Source organism: Vibrio hippocampi (genome assembly GCF_921292975.1).
Lineage (GTDB): Bacteria > Pseudomonadota > Gammaproteobacteria > Enterobacterales > Vibrionaceae > Vibrio > Vibrio hippocampi.
The window spans coordinates 1,284,518-1,304,462 of the sequence record NZ_CAKLCM010000003.1 but is presented as its reverse complement, the minus strand read 5'-3'; the positions used below and the strand labels follow the sequence as shown (position 1 = coordinate 1,304,462).

Annotated in this window: 19 protein-coding genes; 8 read left to right on the top strand and 11 right to left on the bottom strand. The window is 45.8% G+C overall.

The window, feature by feature from the left end; all coding sequences use genetic code 11:
- Positions 1-181: 181 nt before the first annotated feature.
- From L9Q39_RS18825 to pdxR, 3 genes are all read right to left on the bottom strand, one after another.
- Entirely contained in the window at positions 182-949 is a 768-nt protein-coding gene (locus L9Q39_RS18825; protein ID WP_237486618.1) for an SDR family NAD(P)-dependent oxidoreductase, read from the bottom strand.
- 10 nt (positions 950-959) lie between these two features.
- The gene (locus tag L9Q39_RS18820; protein ID WP_237486617.1) at positions 960-1,694 is read right to left on the bottom strand and encodes a sulfite exporter TauE/SafE family protein; all 735 of its coding nucleotides are present in this window, start codon (positions 1,692-1,694) and stop codon (positions 960-962) included.
- A 146-nt stretch (positions 1,695-1,840) separates the two neighbouring features.
- Positions 1,841-3,364 carry a MocR-like pyridoxine biosynthesis transcription factor PdxR gene (pdxR, locus tag L9Q39_RS18815; RefSeq protein WP_237486616.1) on the bottom strand — a complete coding sequence of 508 codons (1,524 nt, stop codon included), beginning with the start codon at positions 3,362-3,364 and terminating at the stop codon, positions 1,841-1,843.
- Positions 3,365-3,572: 208 nt separating this feature from the next.
- On the opposite strand from pdxR, the gene L9Q39_RS18810 reads away from it, so the two are divergent.
- Entirely contained in the window at positions 3,573-5,000 is a 1,428-nt protein-coding gene (locus L9Q39_RS18810) for an aminotransferase family protein (RefSeq protein WP_290369173.1), read from the top strand.
- Positions 5,001-5,095: 95 nt separating this feature from the next.
- Here L9Q39_RS18810 and L9Q39_RS18805 read toward each other — a convergent pair whose 3' ends face one another.
- A complete protein-coding gene (locus L9Q39_RS18805) occupies positions 5,096-6,280 on the bottom strand; it encodes a patatin-like phospholipase family protein (protein WP_237486615.1) in 1,185 nt (394 codons plus the stop codon).
- Between the two features lie 360 nt (positions 6,281-6,640).
- Here L9Q39_RS18805 and L9Q39_RS18800 point away from each other — a divergent pair, with 360 nt between their 5' ends.
- Together L9Q39_RS18800 and katG are read left to right on the top strand one after the other, a co-directional pair.
- Positions 6,641-8,305 (top strand): BCCT family transporter, encoded by a 1,665-nt coding sequence (locus tag L9Q39_RS18800; protein WP_237486614.1) that lies wholly within the window; start codon positions 6,641-6,643, stop codon positions 8,303-8,305.
- A 292-nt stretch (positions 8,306-8,597) separates the two neighbouring features.
- Positions 8,598-10,784 carry a catalase/peroxidase HPI gene (gene katG, locus L9Q39_RS18795; RefSeq protein WP_237486613.1) on the top strand — a complete coding sequence of 729 codons (2,187 nt, stop codon included), beginning with the start codon at positions 8,598-8,600 and terminating at the stop codon, positions 10,782-10,784.
- 109 nt (positions 10,785-10,893) lie between these two features.
- On the opposite strand, the gene ohr is transcribed toward katG, so the two are convergent.
- Complete coding sequence (gene ohr / locus L9Q39_RS18790; protein WP_237486611.1) at positions 10,894-11,316, bottom strand: organic hydroperoxide reductase Ohr; 423 nt, start codon at positions 11,314-11,316, stop codon at positions 10,894-10,896.
- Between the two features lie 115 nt (positions 11,317-11,431).
- Between ohr and ohrR the strand changes: the two genes are divergently transcribed.
- Complete coding sequence (gene ohrR, locus L9Q39_RS18785) at positions 11,432-11,881, top strand: transcriptional regulator OhrR (protein WP_237486610.1); 450 nt, start codon at positions 11,432-11,434, stop codon at positions 11,879-11,881.
- A gap of 14 nt (positions 11,882-11,895) precedes the next feature.
- Here the strand turns inward: ohrR and L9Q39_RS18780 are convergent, their stop codons facing one another.
- The gene (locus L9Q39_RS18780) at positions 11,896-12,624 is read right to left on the bottom strand and encodes a sulfite exporter TauE/SafE family protein (protein WP_237486608.1); all 729 of its coding nucleotides are present in this window, start codon (positions 12,622-12,624) and stop codon (positions 11,896-11,898) included.
- A gap of 244 nt (positions 12,625-12,868) precedes the next feature.
- Here L9Q39_RS18780 and L9Q39_RS18775 point away from each other — a divergent pair, with 244 nt between their 5' ends.
- Positions 12,869-13,372 (top strand): L,D-transpeptidase family protein, encoded by a 504-nt coding sequence (locus L9Q39_RS18775; RefSeq protein WP_237486607.1) that lies wholly within the window; start codon positions 12,869-12,871, stop codon positions 13,370-13,372.
- Positions 13,373-13,449: 77 nt separating this feature from the next.
- Here the strand turns inward: L9Q39_RS18775 and L9Q39_RS18770 are convergent, their stop codons facing one another.
- Complete coding sequence (locus L9Q39_RS18770) at positions 13,450-14,310, bottom strand: DMT family transporter (RefSeq protein ID WP_237486606.1); 861 nt, start codon at positions 14,308-14,310, stop codon at positions 13,450-13,452.
- Between the two features lie 210 nt (positions 14,311-14,520).
- Here L9Q39_RS18770 and L9Q39_RS18765 point away from each other — a divergent pair, with 210 nt between their 5' ends.
- Positions 14,521-15,021 carry a GNAT family N-acetyltransferase gene (locus L9Q39_RS18765; protein WP_237486605.1) on the top strand — a complete coding sequence of 167 codons (501 nt, stop codon included), beginning with the start codon at positions 14,521-14,523 and terminating at the stop codon, positions 15,019-15,021.
- A gap of 16 nt (positions 15,022-15,037) precedes the next feature.
- Here the strand turns inward: L9Q39_RS18765 and L9Q39_RS18760 are convergent, their stop codons facing one another.
- Both L9Q39_RS18760 and L9Q39_RS18755 read right to left on the bottom strand, forming a co-directional pair.
- Positions 15,038-15,448, bottom strand: coding sequence for an NUDIX hydrolase (locus L9Q39_RS18760; protein ID WP_237486604.1), 411 nt, complete (start codon positions 15,446-15,448; stop codon positions 15,038-15,040).
- Between the two features lie 38 nt (positions 15,449-15,486).
- Complete coding sequence (locus L9Q39_RS18755) at positions 15,487-15,876, bottom strand: MazG nucleotide pyrophosphohydrolase domain-containing protein (RefSeq protein WP_237486603.1); 390 nt, start codon at positions 15,874-15,876, stop codon at positions 15,487-15,489.
- Positions 15,877-16,061: 185 nt separating this feature from the next.
- Between L9Q39_RS18755 and L9Q39_RS18750 the strand changes: the two genes are divergently transcribed.
- Positions 16,062-17,096, top strand: coding sequence for an MBL fold metallo-hydrolase (locus L9Q39_RS18750; protein ID WP_237486602.1), 1,035 nt, complete (start codon positions 16,062-16,064; stop codon positions 17,094-17,096).
- Between the two features lie 157 nt (positions 17,097-17,253).
- Here the strand turns inward: L9Q39_RS18750 and L9Q39_RS18745 are convergent, their stop codons facing one another.
- Both L9Q39_RS18745 and L9Q39_RS18740 read right to left on the bottom strand, forming a co-directional pair.
- Positions 17,254-17,436 carry a hypothetical protein gene (locus L9Q39_RS18745; RefSeq protein ID WP_237486601.1) on the bottom strand — a complete coding sequence of 61 codons (183 nt, stop codon included), beginning with the start codon at positions 17,434-17,436 and terminating at the stop codon, positions 17,254-17,256.
- Positions 17,437-17,627: 191 nt separating this feature from the next.
- Positions 17,628-18,998, bottom strand: coding sequence for a YjiH family protein (locus tag L9Q39_RS18740; RefSeq protein WP_237486600.1), 1,371 nt, complete (start codon positions 18,996-18,998; stop codon positions 17,628-17,630).
- Positions 18,999-19,279: 281 nt separating this feature from the next.
- On the opposite strand from L9Q39_RS18740, the gene L9Q39_RS18735 reads away from it, so the two are divergent.
- A complete protein-coding gene (locus L9Q39_RS18735) occupies positions 19,280-19,933 on the top strand; it encodes a hypothetical protein (protein WP_237486599.1) in 654 nt (217 codons plus the stop codon).
- Positions 19,934-19,945: the final 12 nt, after the last annotated feature.

Here is a 19,945-nt window from a genome sequence, read left to right as displayed (position 1 = left end):
TTAACAGTGGCAAGCATAGAGAAAACAGATATTTAGTCGCTGTTTGTTGTGGTGAGATCTCTTGGTCTGACTCGCGACCTTTAGCTTGATAACATCATCTAAAGGTCGCAGAAACCATCACTTCAACTCTTGATGGCTTGTTTTTTAACTGTGCGGATTTTGACCGCTCAGTTTTGAGCGTCTAGCTTTTAACCACCTTAAAGTTATCCCATGCCTGACTGGTAGGCATGACTTCAATGCTGTTGATATTAATATGACTAGGTTGTTCGGCAATCCACAGCATAATATCGGCAATGTCTTCGGGTTGCAGAGGATTAGTGCCATTGTAGATCTGATTGTATTTGTCTTGATCGCCACCAAAACGCACCAAACTAAATTCACTCTCTGACAGCCCTGGTTCTAAACTGGTGATTCGTAAAGGTGTGCCTGCATAATCGCTGCGCAGGTTACGAGAAAACTGTGCGACGAAAGCCTTACTGGCTCCATAGACATGCGCGCCTGGGTAGCACCAGTTTGAAGCGATGCTTGCTAGGTTAATAATGGTGGATTTAGGCTGCTCAAGCAGAATAGGCAACAGACTGTGGGTCACATTGACCAATCCGGTGATGTTGGTGTTTATCATGGTATGCCAATCATCCAGTGATGATTGATGAGCGACACCCGCACCTAAAGCGAGCCCAGCATTGTTAATCAGTATTTCGATATTACGAAATTCTTGCGGCAGTTGTTGCACCATGTCGACCACCGCTTCGCTATCTCTGACATCAAGGCTATAAGTATACACAGCGCAGTGTTGGCTGAGTTCATCCGCGAGCTCAGCCAGACGTTCTTGTCGACGACCAGTTAATATCAACGCGTATCCCATTTCGCCAAATCGTCTCGCGGCGGCGCGTCCAAAACCGGAAGTGGCGCCAGTAATCAATACAGTGGGAAGTCTTGAAGTCATCATAATCTTGTCCTTAAGAGAAAAGTGTCCAAATAACTCGGCTCATTGAAATGACCGATAAAATCAGTAGTAAATAGTAGGCTGCGTGATGCAAACTCGGCAGGCTGCGATATTGGTAGCAAGCCTTACCTATCAGTACCGCAATGCCGGCGATAACGGTATAGAGAAGTGGGTAATCCGGCAACAAGTACCACTGCTGAGTCATAGCGAAACTGCTTCCTACTGCAAAGCAAGTGGTGAGGAAAAAATAGCTAATCAGGCTGTTTTTTTGGCTGTGAATATCGAGTTGGCTATAGCGCATATAGATCACGACAGGAGCGCCGCCCGCAGATACGGCACTGGTTGTCCAGCCCGACATAAAACCGCAAAGCAACGGTGAGCGTGCTACTCGCATCAATACCACGCTATGACTGCGACTGATGATGGCGAGAGCTAACACGGTGGATGGAACCAGTAATTTAAGGGCGATATCCGGTAGATTAAACAGCAGCCAATAGCCACAAGGAATACCTATCATGGTGGTGATAAGTAGAGGTGATAGGGCGCTAAAGTCGGTCTGCTTCCAGCTTGAGGCAACCAAAGGCAGCGTCACAATAAGATCCACAAGCAGCACGGCGGGAACCATTTGTGCCACAGGATAGATCGCAGAAAGCACGAGGATCACTAAAGCCGAAAAACCAAACCCGGTATAGCCGCGAATGAACCCGGCAATCGCGAGTGTAATAATGATCACTAGGGTGGATAACATGGCTCACCTCCGCTTTAAAACCCAAGATCCCAAATCATTAAAAGCGGTCGGGTTAAGCGCCCTCTTTTGCTGACTTAAGCCTTAGTCTAAAAGGTTAGTGGGCTTGAGATTAGAGCCAGTTAAAGTTGATTATGGTGTCAGGGGATTCAGCCTTGATATTCAGGCACTTGATATTCAGGCACTTGATTTTCAGGTAATAGCTCAGCCAACTTTTTTATGCCAGCTTCGATTTTGTCGGTGTCGATAGCGGAATATCCTAAGCGGATATAGCGACGGCTATCGAGGTTGAAGCGGGAAAAATGGACCGTTCCCGGTTCCACTAGCACGCCGATATTCTTAGCTTGTTGAGCAAACTGCTCACAATCAATGGGATCGGGTAATTTGAGCCAAAACGCACTGCCGCCAACAGTCTCGGTGGTGACACACTGTGGCAAATAATGCTCGATAGCTTGGCGCATCACAGACCAGCGCTCTTGGTAGCAAATATGCAGTTTTCTTAAGTACGCGTCATAGTGACCCAGAGAAATAAACAGCGCACAGGTGCGTTGATTATTCGCTGGGGGGTGACGATACATCAGTCTTCGCAGCGCTCGCGCAGATTGTATAAGCGGCGTATCCGCGACCATATAACCGAGCCTTAATCCCGGAGACAGTGATTTAGACATACTGCCGATATAAATAACACGCCCATGTTTATCCAAACTCTTTAGTGATGGACTGGCGTGGCTCAAGACATTGATCTCACTCTCGTAATCGTCCTCAATAATGACAAAATCATAGGCCTCTGCGGCGTCGAGTAATTCTTGACGACGTTGCATCGACATAGTCACATTGGAGGGCACTTGATGGCTGGGCGTGACATAAACGTAGTCACACTGCTTTAGTGCCGGGCTGACTTCGATGCCCTGCTCATCAAGGTTAATCGGCAAAATATTCGCGCCACTGGTGGAAAAGATATTTCTCACGTCGGGATAGCCCGGTTCTTCAATAGCCAGTGTCGTGTTGTCGCCGACCAATAACTGAGCCAAGAGATAGAGCGAGTTTTGGGTGCCAATGGTGACTAATATCTGCTCTTGTTTCGCTTGAATTCCTCGCTTGGGCAACACGTTACTTTGCAGTTGTTTGATGAGGGCGGGATCATCGCAATCAATCGAATCTGACACCCAATCTTTTACTACCCCTGTACGCTGTGATAAGCGACAACATTCACGCCAGTGGTTAAGCGGAAACAGTGAGTGGTCTGGCTGACCAAACAGAAACGGGTAGGGGTAATCTTTCCAATTGCTCGGTTTAGCGATATTTCTTTGGCTACTGACATCTTGCTTAATACGGTTGAACCAAAATTGGGAAGGTTTTGCACCACTAACAGTGTGTCTACTATGGTTATCTTTAATCGGAGATTTCAGTGCTTGCGCTGAAAATGCCTCGGGACAAGGGTAATAGCCACTGCGTTGATGTGAAACCAGATACCCCTCATCAACCAATCGATCATAGACTAATACAACGGTGTTGCGTGACACGCGCAACTGTGAGGCTAATTTTCTACAGGACGGAAGGGCGTTGTCGGCAAACACTCCGTTGCGCATAGCCGCCAATAAATGTTCTCGAATTTGCTCTTGTAAGCTTCGTTCTGGTGAAAACTGAATATGCATCAGGAAATCACTTTTCATTTCTTTATCCTCCCATCCTTGACGTCTCAATCAGAGCAAGTCGATTTGCTATGCCACTGAAAATATACGGATTGACAGCATCATCCATGCCAACAATTTCGGTGTTTGCTTATGGGGAGATCTAAGGCTGTCACCAAAAATAGCCACAACTGGATCTATGGTGATTGTGACCTCTTTGTCTAAGGTGGAAAAAAACAGGGAGGAATCGATGATGGAATTGGATTCAACAGTGACAAGCTTACAAGATGTTCAACAGGAACAGCGAGATCGTATTGTCGATTGGGATAAGCAGCATGTTTGGCACCATATCACGCAACATGCACCGTTTGAGAAACAAGACCCGCTGGTGATGTCGAGCGGCAAAGGCATTTATGTCTGGGACATCAACGGTAAACGTTATCTTGACGCCAGTTCAGGCGGTGTTTGGTGTGTCAATGTCGGTTATGGTCGAGAGCGAATTGCTGAGGCGATGAAACAGCAAGCGGTGAAACTGAATTTCTTTGCTGGAACCGCAGGCAACCCAGTGACCGCTGAGTTTGCTAGTAAACTGATAGAAAAGATGCCGGGGATGAGTCGAGTGTATTTCTCTAACTCGGGTTCCGAAGCGAATGAAAAAGCCTACAAAATTGTCCGCCAGATCGCGCATAAAAAGTATGGCGGCAAAAAGCATAAGATCTTGTATCGCGAACGTGATTATCATGGCACCACCATCAGTTGCTTAAGCTCAACAGGGCAAGAAGAACGACGTAACCAGTATGGTCCGTTTACGCCCGGCTTTGTTGAGTTTCCTCACTGTTGTGAATATCGCAGTCAGTTTGGGCCGGTAGAAGATTATGGATTACAAGCGGCCCAGCAACTGGAAGATGTGATCTTACGCGAGGGTCCCGACACCGTTGGCGCGATTGTTATCGAGCCGATTACGGCAGGTGGTGGGGTGATCACGCCACCGAAAGGTTATTACGAAGAGATTCAACGAATCTGTAAAAAATACGATATTTTAATTCATGTCGATGAAGTGGTGTGTGGTATGGGTCGAACCGGTAAATGGTTTGGTTATCAGCATTACGGCATCAAGCCTGATATTGTCACTATGGCGAAAGGTGTAGCGTCAGCGTATGCCGCCATTTCTTGTACTGTGACGACAGAAGAAGTGTTTGATCTGTTTAAACAAAATCCAAGCGACAAGTTTGATTACTTTAGAGACATCAGCACCTACGCCGGTTGTACAGTGGGTCCAGCGGCGGCGTTAGAAAATCTTAAGATCCTTGAAGAAGAAAACCTAGTCGACAACTGTGCCAAAGTAGGTGAATACCTGTTTGCAAGGTTGCAATGGTTGAAACAGCGTCATCCAGTGATCGGTGATGTCCGAGGTAAAGGCTTATTCTTAGGTTTAGAATTGGTCAAAAATCGCGCGAGCAAAGAGCCGGTCGATGAGGCATTCGCCGCTGGCGTTGCTGCAACGTGTATGAAGAAAGGATTGATTATTGGTCGTACGAATCGCTCGTTTGCCAAATTTAATAACACCTTGTGTTTAAGTCCTCCGTTAACGCTGAACGAAACGGAAGCCGAGCAAATTATCCAACTTCTCGATCAGGCTTTTACCGAAGCCACCGCAGAAGTCGCCACCGAAGCATAATTTGACCCTAAGTTTAGAGCCGAGAAGTCACTTCTCGGCTCTTTCTTTTTCTTCAATAGTTCGATTTCTCTAACCGTTCTATTTTTACAATATGTCTACTTCCCCAATAATTTGTCGTTATCGTGATACAAATAGCGCAGTGACGGCGGTACTTGGCTCCAAGCGGAGTGCTGATTTTTCTTCTGATAAGAGTATTGATATAAGCGCTGCATATAGGCTTTGCTCATGGGATCTTCTTGCTCGATATCGGGGAAGTCCGACTGAATGTAGGCAAGATTGAAATTGATGTCGTATCGTTTGGCGTAGTGAAAGATAAACTCAATATCACCAATACCTTGGCTGAGTAATAAAGTGTCGATCGTGCGGGCGGAAATATCGGTGAAAGTGATCTCAGTTTGCTGATATTTGGGGGCTAAACCTCCGTTGCGAATGACATAGAGATTTTGTTGCTCTCCTGCCGCCATATTCTCAATGTTAAACCACTGTGGTGCAAAAAATACCTGCCTGACAATGCCACCGTCGACATGCAATTCATCGTACTCTTCACCATTGATGGTGAGATGAATACGTTTGACTGGGAAGGCGCCGGGAACAGAACTGCTGGCGACCACCAAATCTTGAATCAGCTCGGTTGCTCTGGGACTGCCAAATTCCGCAATTCGCCCGATATCCCAAATCGCTAACTTTTGATTATCGAGGTCGGTAGTGCCAATAAACAACTTACGCCCAAGACGACTTTCAAAGGCAATCTGCGACACTAATTCGTCATTAATGGTGGTACGAACTTTTTGCTCAAATTTACTGTTGTCATAAAGCGCCTTACCACTGAAGGCTGAAAAGACGTTGTTTTGCTCAAATAGGTCGTTGAAGTCTGTTTCGGTATAAAGCTGCTTCAGCTCATGGTCGTAATCGCTGCCTAAGAAAGCAAATATCGACACAATAGCGCCAGTGGAGACCCCAGTTACGACATCAAATTGCGGACGGGTTCCTTGGTCACTCCATGCGGTGAGGATACCCGCAGAGAATGCGCCATTAAATCCACCTCCAGACAGTGCTAAATAGTTCAGCACTCCATCCTTATCCAACCGATTTTGAAAGCGCTGTGAATTGTATTGATTGTACTTAGCCGACAACAGCTTGCTTGTTTCACCATCCCAATAGCGGATGTAGTCACTGTTCAATGGAGCATAATATTCCGACTCTTTATTCGCTTTGCGATCGACGGATGAACAAGCGGTGACCAGTAAACACAAGGCGACTAATAACCCATTATTTAGCATTCGTTCGCTCCTATCTCAGAATGACTTGTGAGCAACGGATGGTAAATCCGGTTGCAAAAGGGTTTCTTTTATATCGAATGGATATTGAATCTTTATGAAACTGAGCAAGATAGGAATTGGTTGACTGACTAACTTGAAATTTGCCGTTGGCGATAAACAGCTTGGTTCGATAAACAGCTTGGTTCGATAAACAGCTTTGTTCATGGTGATAACGAACTTAAATGAGTAAATGCGTAACATAAAGGTAATATCATCAGGTAGCATCCGCACATTCTAATTCGATGCTTTTGATTTCGAGCGGACTTTTTTCGGTGACTACAAACTTGGTTAAATTGAACAAGTGTTTATAAGGAGATAATTGTGAGCACTGATAATAACGGCGGCATCCAACGTCCGGATGGTCGCGTTAACCCTATTGATACTGACTATCAAATAGGACAAGACAACGTAGCATTAAAAGTAGGACCTTTTGGTTTAGATATTCACAACCGAGTGTTTGCGATATCTGGATTGGCGATCATATCTTTTGTATTGGCAACGTTGATTTTCCGTGAGCAGGTAGAGCCGTTTTTTGCTCAATTGCGTAACGGGTTAGTATCCAATCTGGATTGGTTTTTTCTGCTTTCTGGCAACTTTTTTGTTGCTGTCTGTTTATTGTTGATCGTTACACCTCTAGGTCGCGTTCGTATCGGCGGCACAGAAGCTACCCCCGATTACAGCTATGCAGGTTGGCTTGCGATGTTATTCGCGGCGGGCATGGGTATCGGTCTAGTGTTCTTTGGTGTGTCTGAGCCGATGTCTCACTTCAGCTCTTCACTGGGCGGGATCACGACGGTTGACGGCGTTCGTACCGACTGGGCACCATTAGGTGGCGCACAGGGTGATACTCAAGCGGCAACCGCTTTGAGTATGGCTGCAACCATTTATCACTGGGCGTTACACCCTTGGTCTATTTATGCCTTACTGGCACTCGGATTGGCTATCTTTTCGTTTAACAAAGGCTTGCCTTTAACCATGCGTTCTATTTTCTATCCTCTATTTGGAGAAAGAGTGTGGGGTTGGGTTGGGCATGTGATTGATATTTTAGCGGTTATCGCAACGGTATTCGGTCTAGCCACTTCTCTTGGTTACGGTGCCTCTCAAGCAGCAACAGGCTTAGAATATTTGTTTGGCATTCCGATGACAGACATTACTCAAGTGGTTCTGATCGTCATTATTACCGCATTGGCACTGATTTCCGTTGTCGCTGGTCTTGATGGTGGTGTTAAGCGCCTATCTGAGTTAAACATGGCCGTGGCGGCAGCCTTGCTATTTTTCGTGATTATAGTAGGACCCACATGGGCTATTATGAGCGGGTTTTTTGATAATATCGGCGCATATTTAACTAATATCACCGCACTTTCGTTACCGTTTGGTCGTGAGGATGTGAACTATTCACAAGGCTGGACAGCGTTCTATTGGGCGTGGTGGATCTCATGGTCTCCGTTTGTTGGTATGTTTATCGCTCGTATCTCTCGTGGTCGGACGGTACGTGAGTTTATTGTCTGCGTTATCTTAATCCCATCAACGGTCTGTGTGCTGTGGATGACGGCCTTTGGTGGCACGGCAATCAGCCAATATGTCAACGATGGTTATCAAGCGGTGTTTGATGCAGAGCTACCATTAAAACTGTTTGCGATGCTGGATGTCCTTCCGCTATCACAACTTACGTCTGTGGTGGGTATCATCTTAGTGGTGGTGTTCTTTATCACTTCTGCGGATTCTGGTTCGCTGGTGATTGATACCATTGCGGCGGGTGGTAAGGTCGATGCGCCGACACCTCAGCGTGTATTCTGGTGTACATTTGAAGGCTTAGTGGCGATTGCTCTGATGCTAGGCGGAGGTCTGGCAGCCGCACAAGCGATGGCGGTGACGACAGGTTTACCATTTACCCTTGTCCTGCTTGTTGCCTCGGTTTCATTGGTAAAAGGTTTGATGGACGAACCAAGATCGAAACCGTCGAAGGCGACCAAGGCTCATTCTTAATCGTCGCACAAAACAGACTCAATCGAACTCGTATAACGGCACCTTTCGGTGCCGTTTTTTTTACAATGAAACACACCAAATCAAGAAATAAGTGCTAATTTCACTGATTGAATAAAGCACAAATTCTTCGGGATTATTCTTTTTCCCAATGAGTGAATTTCTTCCCCATCAAGTCGTATAAATCAAGTGAAATCAAAGATTGATAAAACCTATTACAATGATAGCCGCAAAATGTTCGATTGTTGGCTATTATCTCCTTGTACTTTGTAGGTATTCACAAATGAGGGAAGTTATGAGTAATCAAGGCAAAACAGGCAAGTGTCCGGTCATGCATGGCGCGAACACAGATATGTCTTCACAAGAATTTAATTGGTGGCCAAAAAGTCTAAACCTCGATATTTTGCATCAGCACGATAGCAAGACCGATCCCATGGGTGCCGAATTTGATTATGCAAAGGCCTTTGCTTCGCTTGATCTCGAAGCGGTCAAACAAGATCTCAAACAACTTATGACCGAAAGCCAAGATTGGTGGCCCGCGGATTGGGGTCACTACGGTGGTTTGATGATTCGTATGGCTTGGCACTCCGCCGGTACATATAGAACGGCAGATGGTCGAGGTGGCGCAAGCCGCGGTAATCAACGTTTCGCGCCTCTTAATAGTTGGCCAGATAATGGAAACCTAGACAAAGCCCGCCGCATCTTGTGGCCAATCAAGAAAAAATATGGCAATAAACTGTCTTGGGCCGATTTGATGATTTTGGCCGGTAATATGGCTTATGAGTCGATGGGACTGAAAACGTTTGGTTTCTCTGGTGGTCGTGAGGATATCTGGCAGCCAGAAAAAGACATTTATTGGGGCGCAGAGAAAGAGTGGCTGCAACCGTCGGGTGGTGAAGGCAATCGCTACTCGGGTGAGCGTGATTTAGAGAATCCACTGGCCGCGGTCATGATGGGTCTTATCTATGTCAACCCAGAAGGTGTGGATGGCAAGCCCGATCCGATTAAAACCGCTCATGATGTGCGTGTTACTTTTGCTCGCATGGCAATGAACGATGAAGAAACCGTGGCACTGACCGCTGGTGGGCACACGGTGGGTAAATGTCACGGTAATGGCGATGCTGCACGCCTAGGTCCAGAGCCAGAAGGCGCAGATATTGAAGACCAAGGTTTAGGTTGGCTCAACAAAACAACGCGAGGCATAGGTGCTGACACCGTAACCAGTGGCCTGGAAGGCGCATGGACAACCAATCCAACACAATGGGATCACGGCTACTTTGAGCTACTACTGAAATACGATTGGTGGACAACCAAGAGCCCTGCGGGTGCGTGGCAGTGGGAGCCGGTCAATATTGAAGAAAAAGACATGCCCGTTGATGCGGAGAATCCAAACGTTCGCCGTAATCCAATGATGACGGATGCGGATATGGCACTCAAATTTGACCCTGAGTATCGCAAGATTGCAGAACGCTTCCATAAAGATCCCGCCTACTTTGAAGAAGTCTTTACCCGAGCTTGGTTCAAGCTGACGCACAGAGATCTGGGTCCGAAGAGTCGTTATGTGGGAGCGGATGTTCCGCAAGAAGATCTGATCTGGCAAGATCCTATTCCAGCGGTAGATTACACCTTAAGCGAAGACGATATTAACGCGTTAAAAGCGGCGGTGGTTGAGAGTTCGCTGCCGTTAGCGGATTTCATTACTACGGCATGGGACAGTGCGCGTACTTACCGCGGCTCTGACCGTCGTGGCGGTGCCAATGGTGCACGTATTCGCCTCGCTCCGCAAAAAGCTTGGCAAGGTAATGAGCCAGAGCGCTTAGACAAAGTGTTATCGGAACTTGAGGCGATCAAGAGCAAACTCGGCTCGCCGATCAGCATGGCAGATTTGATTGTGTTGGCAGGCAGTGCCGCCGTCGAAGCCGCAGCGAAACAAGGTGGTTTTGATGTCACGGTGCCTTTTGCCCAAGGGCGTGGCGATGCAACCGATGCAATGACCGACGCAGAGTCATTTGATGTTCTGGAGCCGGTACACGATGGTTATCGCAATTGGCTGAAAGCAGACTTTACGGTTTCAGCGGAAGAGTTATTACTAGAACGTACGCAACTTTTGGGTCTAAGCGCGGTGGAAATGACAGTGCTTGTCGGTGGTATGCGTGTTCTTGGCACCAACTATGGTCAAGCACCACACGGTGTGTTCACCGATCAAGTGGGCGTACTGAGTAACGACTTCTTTGTTAACTTAACCGATATGAAATACCAATGGCGACCGCTCGGTGACGGCGAGTATCAATTGAGTGATAGACAATCCGGAGAAGCGGCGTGGAAAGCATCTCGCGTGGATTTGGTCTTTGGCTCTAACTCGGTATTGCGCGCTTACGCTGAGCTGTATGCTCAAGATGATAACAAAGAGAAGTTTGTGACTGATTTTATCTCAGCTTGGGTAAAAGTCATGAATGCGGATCGTTTTGATCTTAAAGCGTAACTAGACACAATACGTCAGTCACAAAAAGCCCCATCGACTTTTGGTTGATGGGGCTTGTTATTGATGACGCTTCTTACTCATGAAGCTATTAACGAATAAAGCAACGGAATTAAATCGATTCGTTGTTCACGGTGACTTGCACGTCGATATTATTACGAACGGCATTAGAATAAGGGCAGACTTGGTGAGCAACACGAGTGAGCTCGAGTGCTTGCTGTTGTGGTAAATCCAGTTCAACACTTAGGCTAGCAGTAAGCGCAAAACCACCATTGTCATTAGGACCAATTCCAATATTGGCTGTGACAGGCGCTTGGCTCAACGCCACTTTTGCTTCACGAGCCACATGCAAGATAGCGTTAGAAAAACAGGCAGCATAACCTGCCGCAAACAGTTGCTCAGGGTTTGTTGCATCACCCGTGCCACCCATTTCTTTCGGATAAGCGAGGTCGAGACTTAACAGACCATCGTCGGTCTTCACCTGACCATTTCGACCCGCAAGTGCAGTAGCTTGAGTTTGATATAGAGTAGGCATCGTGGTTATTCCTTAAATTTAAGTTGTGTGCAATCTAATTGTTTGCAATATTAGATCGAAACCTACGTTGTTTGCAACTATATTGTGTACAATTTATTTTTTTGGAGTGACCAAAATGACGCAATGTACGATCGATTTGCAACAAAATAGTCTGCTTTTGAGCAATCAAGCTTGTTTCCCTCTGTACAGTGCTGCCAATGCTGTAGTTAGAGCTTATCGCCCACTGTTAGATGAGTTAGAGCTGACGTATTCTCAATATCTCGTCATGATGGTGCTGTGGCAGCATCAAGGCATCAGTGTTAAAGAGTTAGGCGCTCAACTCTACCTTGATTCTGGCACGTTAACGCCGTTATTAAAGCGCTTAGAAGCAAAAGGATATGTGACAAGAGGGAGAAGTGAACAAGATGAAAGGGTCAGAGTATTAAACTTAGCACCACAGGGAGAGGCGCTTAAGCACAAAGCCACAGCGATCCCTAACGCGATGGCTTGTAAATTAGATATGCCGCTAGATGAGCTAGTTGCGCTGAAACAACTCTGTGAAAAAGTGTTAGCGCAACTGAGTTAATGGCAAAAATGCGATCAGCTTAAGCCTTGCCAAATGGCCGTTGCACCACTGACGGCACACAAAATTAATGCCCCAATTCGGATTTTCTCTTTCGGTAGCGATTGTGTGGTCAATTGCGCCAGTTTGTAGCCTAACCAAGCCGCTGGAATCAATGGCAGGGTAATCTGAATATGATGCAGAGTTAAAAAGCCAATGGGCGCTTGAACCGCCAAAGAGATCAAAGAGCTGAATACAAAAAAAGCCGACAAATTGCCACGCAGTTGACTTGCTTCTTGATGTTGCAATAACAGCGCCATCGGTGGACCACCGATCGCACTACTGGTTCCGAAAAAGCCAGAGAAGAAACCGGCGATCCCCATCTTTATGGGAGTCGGCTCAAGACGAAAAGGAAGCAGACTGACGATGACGGCGAATACCACCAGAAAACCGAGCCACAACGAAAGCACCTGAGTTGATACCATCAATAACAATCCAGCACCTGCAATAGAGCCGGGAATACGTCCAATAATGGCCATTTTTAAGCCGCCAATGGCGATGTTTGCACGGTGTTTCATCGCATTCAAAATCGAAATAAACAGCGCGACTAAGCAGATAGGAGCAGGAACATAATCAGGAGAAATTTGAAAAAGTAGCGGTGCGGCGACAATAGCTAAACCAAACCCAATCGCTGTTTGCACAAATGAACCAACAAAAATAAGTGCCATGGCAATTAACGATGCTGTATTAACCCAATCACTGAGCATTGGGAAACTCCTCAAAAGAAGTTATCGACTGATAACGGGGACGATATTGTAGTCAAACAATTGATAATAAACATCAAAAATTTCCTTACAAAATCTAATGAAAACTAAAATTGACAATGAGTTAATCCCCTCGAAATCAATAGGATATTTTTTATACTGTTTTGGATAGTGAACAAACGCCATTTTGCGGTTGAAAGTTCGCACAGTTACAAGATAGAATCCCGCCGGAAGTCAGAGGTGTGTCATGTTTAAGTTTTTTATTTGGATTGGGTTATTTGTATCGACGTCGCTGTTTGCTCAAGAAATTGCTCTTGTGCAACCGCTGACCATAGACCGTGTCGAGGTCAAGAAATCGGTACGCCGTATGTACCTGATTGCTGGTGATGAGATCGTTCGTGAGTATCGAATTGCACTAGGCAAGAACCCACGAGGTCACAAGGTACAAGAGGGAGATAACCGCACACCTGAAGGGCAATACACCTTAGATTTTGTTATGGATGATTCGGCTTTCTATCGCTCTATCCATATCAGTTACCCTAACGCCACGGACCAACAGCGCGCCCAAGACCTCGGTGTCAGCCCCGGTGGTAACATCAAGATTCATGGCTTAAAAAATGACAACAGCAAACCTCCTCGATTTGTGCAAAGCTTCGACTGGACCAATGGCTGCATTGCGATCACCAATGATCAGATGGATGAGTTGCTTACTCTGGTTAACGTAGGGACGCCTATTCATATTTATTGGTAGTTTCCCCCTCGCTTACGTCATACCGCACCTGTTGCGGTATCTACCCAAAGCGTCTCCCCACCGCAAGACAAACCAAACTACCGACCCTTAGACCAATTCACCACGCCAATCCCTGCGAGTATCAACCCAGTGGAAATCATCGCCCCAGCACTGACATGCTCCGCTACAAATATCACCCCTAAAGCCAGCGCAATGACGGGCACCGACAACTGCATCAACGAAGCTTGAAGCAGGCTGATTTTAGGCAAAATACGGTACCAAAGGGCATAACCGAGAGCAGACGCAAGGACGCCAGAAGCGAGTGCTAGCATGACACCGTCGATAGTGAGTAACACCTCAGGCTGATAGAAACTATGATATAGCACGAGTGCGACGAGCATCATCATGGTGGCTACTGAGAAACCGGTCTTCGTTGCTTGAATGGCGCTATCGGTGGTTTTACCAAGCAGAGTGAATCCACTCCAACAAATTCCGGAGATGATCATCAAAGCCGCACCCGTTAGATCAGGTCTGCTAGCGGAAGGTAACATCAATGCGACGAACCCGCTGATAGAAAGCAAGATCCCGAGCCGCTCTAGACCGCGTATCCTGTTCCCCTGAAAGCGATGCAGAGCGATGAGCGAGAGCTGCACCGTGCCAAACAGTAACAGAGCCCCTGTGCCGGTCTCTAAACTGATATAGGCGAGAGAGAAACATAAGGCATAGCCGAATAATGTGAGCCCTAATAGCCCGCGAGTCTTAACGTCGATTTTTTTGGTTTGTTGCACTGGCAAGGTGTGCTGTACCACCATAAGAGCGACGCCGCCGCTCATGAGTCTGAGGGTGGTAAAGTTCATCGGATCGATCAACTCAGCCCCAAGCGCTAAGCGACAGAAGAGAGAGTTAAGGGCAAAGGCGGTCATCGCCATTAACGCATAAAGCGCGTGTGATTGTGTCATAGTCAGCCAATGATGGGTTTATCTCGGTGGCTTAACCACGAAGAGAGCATGATAAACCTTATCCTAATGGGTTGATTTCGTCCGGTAAAATCACAATTTAATATAAGTTATAGTGGCTGAAGTGAGTGGTCACAAGCGAATCAATCTTTTGTTCAGCCAAAGCCGTGTAGGCAAAAGAGCGAACGAGATTTACATGGAGGCGAGTGAGCAATGACAGCAATACAGCAAGTGCAATTGGTCGAAGCAGAGAGTTGTCATGACTTGGCGCTCAAGGAAGTGATTCAATCGGTAGGGCGTGAATACGGTGCGATTGGTGAGGGTTTCGGTCCATCGGATCCGGAAGTCTTGGCGATGAGTCAACACTACGGCAAGGCACAGAAAAGCCTTTACTTAGTGGCTTTGCTAGAGGGACAGGTTATCGGTGGCTGTGGAATCGCTCAGTTTGGTGAACACAGCGATATTTGTGAACTTAAAAAGCTGTTTTTACTTTCTGAAGCTCGCGGTAAAAGGGTGGGCTATCAACTGGTTCAGGCTTGTTTAGAGTTTGCCAAACAGCAAGGATATCAATCCTGCTACCTAGACACACTGACGACGATGCAGTCGGCGATTCAGCTTTATATCAAGTTTGGCTTTTACCATCTTGATCAGCCTTACCCCGGAACCACCCATAATGGTTGCGATGTTTGGATGATGAAGTCACTGACGGATTAACAGACTGATCAATAACCTAACAATCTGAAAATTTGCCTAAAACAGCGGCAAGCCTTTGATACTCTTTCAGCGCCAACCGATCAGCCTCAACGGCAACGGGTGCGTTGCCTATTGGGTACCAGTTTACGGATTCAGCTTCAAGAGATTGAATCTCACCGTGCCATTCAAAAATGACGTAATAGTGCAGCAGTTGAAGTTCACTGGTGGGGTGATAAAGAGAGCAGAGATATTGGCTGTTGAGCGCGCGGATGCCAAGTTCTTCTTCCAACTCTCGGGCTAAGGTTTGCTTTTGTGTTTCATCGGTTTCCATATGCCCACCAGGAATGGCAATCATGCCTGGATCAGAGGCTTTATCCATAGTGCGCGTTTCTAATAAAACTTGGTCTGATGTCACCAGTAAAAATGATACGCATTGATGTACTTCCATGTTGTTCCTTAACGTGATGATTGCGTGCGTGTAACGCGTTAACTTGCCTTGTTTTTTCGCGCCAGTGTGGTCAGCTGTTCCTCAGCCAGCTTTTGATTCTGTATTTTTTTGATGGCTTCCCAAGCCACACCATTTTCTATGCCGGATACGCGTTCGTCATACTTTTCACAGGCGCGTGCTAGGACGGACTCCAAACTAATCCCTTGCTCTTTCTCAAGGGCAATCACCATGTTGAGATAATCCCATAACACATCCCCCAGTTCAGTTTCTAGATAGCAAGTGCGCTGTTTGGGGATCTCTTCTATCACTTCATCCACTTCATTGACGATCTCTTGTAAATAAGTGCTCGAACCATTGGACCAGTTACTGGTTTCATCAATCACTGATTTGCGCTTAGCGATGTTAATGAGGGTGGCAAATTTGTTCATATATGGGGCTCTTTAACGAATGAAGGTTATGCGGGACAGAGTAAAGACTTTGGTTTACCGAGTGATGACAATATCGCATTGAGTGGAGGGCGAAACAAACTCTTCGTCATAATGGCATGAAAATGTCATCTTGGCGAACAACACTTAACCAGTCAGTCAATCAGCTTATAGCAAGGAAGACTTGAATGTTTGCATCAGTTTCGCAGAGCGTCAAAGCGCGTATTGCCACAACGGACACTAAACCGGTCCGTTTTGTTAATTCAGAAGTGGCTTATACACCGACCATTAAAGATACGATTACTACACTCCGTTCCTATCTCAACCTCGATAAAATATTACATCCTCAATCCCCCGACATTCCCGTTATATCGTTACAAGCCTCCATGATAGAGCAAGAGTCGCGAGATTGTGTTTATCGGTTAGGTCACTCCACCGTACTGTTGAAGCTAGATCAAAAGCTAATTATTACCGACCCGGTACTCAGTGAGCGTGCTTCACCCCTAGATTGGGCGGGTCCTAAGCGCTATCACCCGTTGCCAATTAAAATGGATTGCCTCCCACAAGTCGATATCTGCTTAATTAGTCATGACCACTACGACCATCTCGACAAAGAAACCATCAAGCGTATTCATACCAAAGTAGCACAGTTTTTAGTACCGCTAAATGTGGCTCAACATCTTTTAGAGTGGGGCGTACCAAGTAACAAAATCCGCGAGTATCAATGGTGGCAGACTGAGCAAATTGGCACTATCAAACTGGTATTTACCCCAACTCAGCATTTTTCAGGTCGTTCATATCAGCAAAGAGATACTTCACTGTGGGGAAGTTGGGTGATTCAAAGTGAACATCGCAGCGTTTACTTTAGCGGGGACTCGGGTTACTTCAGTGGTTTTAAGGACATTGGTAACCAATATGGTCCATTTGATCTGACCTTGATGGAGACGGGTGCCTATGATGAAAATTGGGCCTCTATTCACATGTTTCCAGAGCAAAGTGTACAGGCTCATCTGGATGTTCAGGGTAAGGTAATGCTACCGATACATAACTGCACGTTTGATCTCTCTTATCATGTCTGGAATGAGCCTCTAATAAGAGCCGAGAAAGCGGCGGCGCAGAATCATGTGCCATTTATTTGTCCCAAAATGGGGGAGAAAGTGCTGTTTGAAACGTTGGCAGATGGAATGGAACACGACAGTGGATGGTGGAACGAAGAGGATTAAATCGAGCGGTTAGCTAGGTAGATGCTCAATCACTTTGTGTGCTTGGTTGTGATATCCGCTGGGAATAATATTTATCAGTGGTAATGATGTTTATTGATGGCAATGTTATGAATAGCTGTGCTTGCGAGTCGCTATTATTATCGGTCGTTATACTTAACTAGCGATAATCAGTTTCCGTAGCCATCAGCTTAAGGAGCATATCGAGTTCGTCGTCTTCGATAAGCGCGTTGGTACTTCTTGATGTACGCAATTGTTCTACGTATTTTTTCACGTCAAGCAACTGTTCTTGGTTTAAGTGATGTATCGCATCGACAATATCTTTTTCAAGTGTTTGATTCATATAGCGCCCCTCCTTTTACCCAATTTATTCATTACAGATACCATAGTTCATCTGTTTAATTCCGCAACCTATTAAGCATATTGTCTCATAGAAAATTTGTTTCAATGCATGAGAAAGGCATGAAAAAACGGAGCCTAAAATAGGCTCCGTTTACTATGCGTGACTGGAAAAACTTAAGCCCAACGCATCAATCAAAAGATGATATGAGCAACACCCGCAATAACCGGTAGTGTGATTAATGTTCGTAGAATGAAAATCCCAAACAGTTCGAAAATATTAACAGGGATGCGGCTACCAAGCAGCAGTGCACCGACTTCAGACATATAAATCAACTGCGTTACTGACATAGCCGCAATAACAAAGCGAGTCATTTCGTTATCGATCGCAGCAGCAAGGATCGATGGGATGAACATATCGGCAAAGCCAACCACCATCGTTTTTGAGGCTGCAACGGCTTCAGGAACCCCTAATAATTCCAAGTAAGGGATAAATGGTGTCCCTAGCCACTCAAATACTGAAGTGTATTCAGCAACAATCAGTGCCATCGTACCTAGACCCATGACTACAGGGAGTACGCCAAACACCATATCCACGGCATTTTTCACGCCTTCAGTGAAGACAGATTTCACTGAAGTGACTGAGTCCGCTTTTTTAAGTGCCAACTTCAAGCCCCAACTAAACGCTGAGTGACCCGATGGGATGACTTCTGCATCTTTATTCGGCTCAGTACCGTCGATGTAGGTGTCTTTTTTATAACTTAGTGGTGGCAATCGTGGAATGATGATGGCTGCCACGATACCCGCCAAACAGATGGCACCGTAAAACGGTAGGAAAAGGTGTTCCAGTTCGACTTGCGCGAGCACAACCAAGCTAAACGTGATGGATACTGCGGAAAAAGTGGTCCCGATAACCGCCGCTTCGCGCATGGTGTAAAACTTACTTTCATACTGTTTGCTGGTTAAAAGGATCCCGACACTGCCATCACCCAACCAAGAAGCGATACAGTCAATCGCTCCACGACCAGGCAAGTTAAATACTGGGCGCATGATTTTGCTGAGTAAAGTGCCAAACAGTTCAAGCAGACCAAAGTTCAGTAACAAAGGCAGCAGTAAACCAGCAAAAATAAATACTGCAAATAAGGTTGGTAGCAGTCCTTCTAATACCAGACCGCCAGTGTTCTCTTGCCATATTGCTTCAGGTCCGACTTGGAAATAGCTCAGCACAACAGCGATGCCGCCAATCACTCGCACCGCAAGCCACATTGGTGTTGGCGAGAATAGGCTGTTAAGAAATTCGTTGTTTCGAATAAAGTGCGGTTTCGCAATACGAGCAACCAAAGAGGCCAACGCCATAAAGCCGATGATGATGGTCACTAAGCCAACCATGGCATCACCGATGATGACTTGCAGATGCTTTGCAAGCACGGCTACTGGGATTGTAAGATCGCCTTGGTAACTGATAGGCGCCATAAATAGGAATAGGCCCAACATAGACGGGATGAAGAACATCCAAAAATTGCTTTTCTTTTTGTCAGTTGACGAAGAAGGAACACGGTTTGTCATTTTAGTCTCGTATTACAACTAGTTAGAGTCAGCCATTTCCTTGGCAACACGCGGTATCAAATGTCCTTCTTGATGAGCGGAGCGCAAGGGTACTTGGTTTTATCCTTTAAAGCAATAATATTCACCAATAAGGGTTAAATATGCACTTGTGAGTTCAAGCTAAAAAGTGGCTGAGCAGAATTTCAAACAGAGTTTTATCTATTCACTCTCAATATGGGTATCAGTTTTATTATTAAATTTAGTACAAAACGCTTACTTGGGTATAACATAGTGATTACCTAATGAGTGAGCTAACAAAGGTAATATTTAAGGTGAGAAAGAGACTGCCTATACCATTGATTTTATTGATTCCAATTTGCCTATTGCTGCTTGTTATCGTAGCCGGTGTCTATCGTTTTTCATTGAGTGATGAAGAAATATTACAAAAATTTCCTGATCGCGCATCAGTGGCATCAGATCCGGTAGTGGAAGCGGTATTAGGGATCAGCACGAAAAATCCTTGGACAATTAAAGTGCCAGAAAGCAATGCGTTTTCCTTATTGACTGATGTTGATGAAAAACAACAAATTGCATACGGTAATTATGACGATGGTCAGGTCAGAGGGCAGGTGACAGTGCATTACGCTTATTTGCATCAATGGCAAGGATCCGACAAAAACAGCGTGTTTATTGCGCCATTTAGTCTGAGTAATCAAGGCAGTGGTATCTTCTATTATCTCGGTATCTTTAAATGGGACACCCAAAGACAGCGAGTTATTCTGGTTAATCAACAGTTTGTTGGTGACCGCATTTCTCTTGGGGAAATCACAATATCTCAATCGAAAATACGACTCTCTTATTTGACCTATGGACCCAGCCAACCATTCTCAGAAAGCCCCGAGCAGCGAGAGACATTGAGCTGTAATTTGTTAGCAGAGCAAGAGTTAATCTGCTGAAGCAAATTGTTT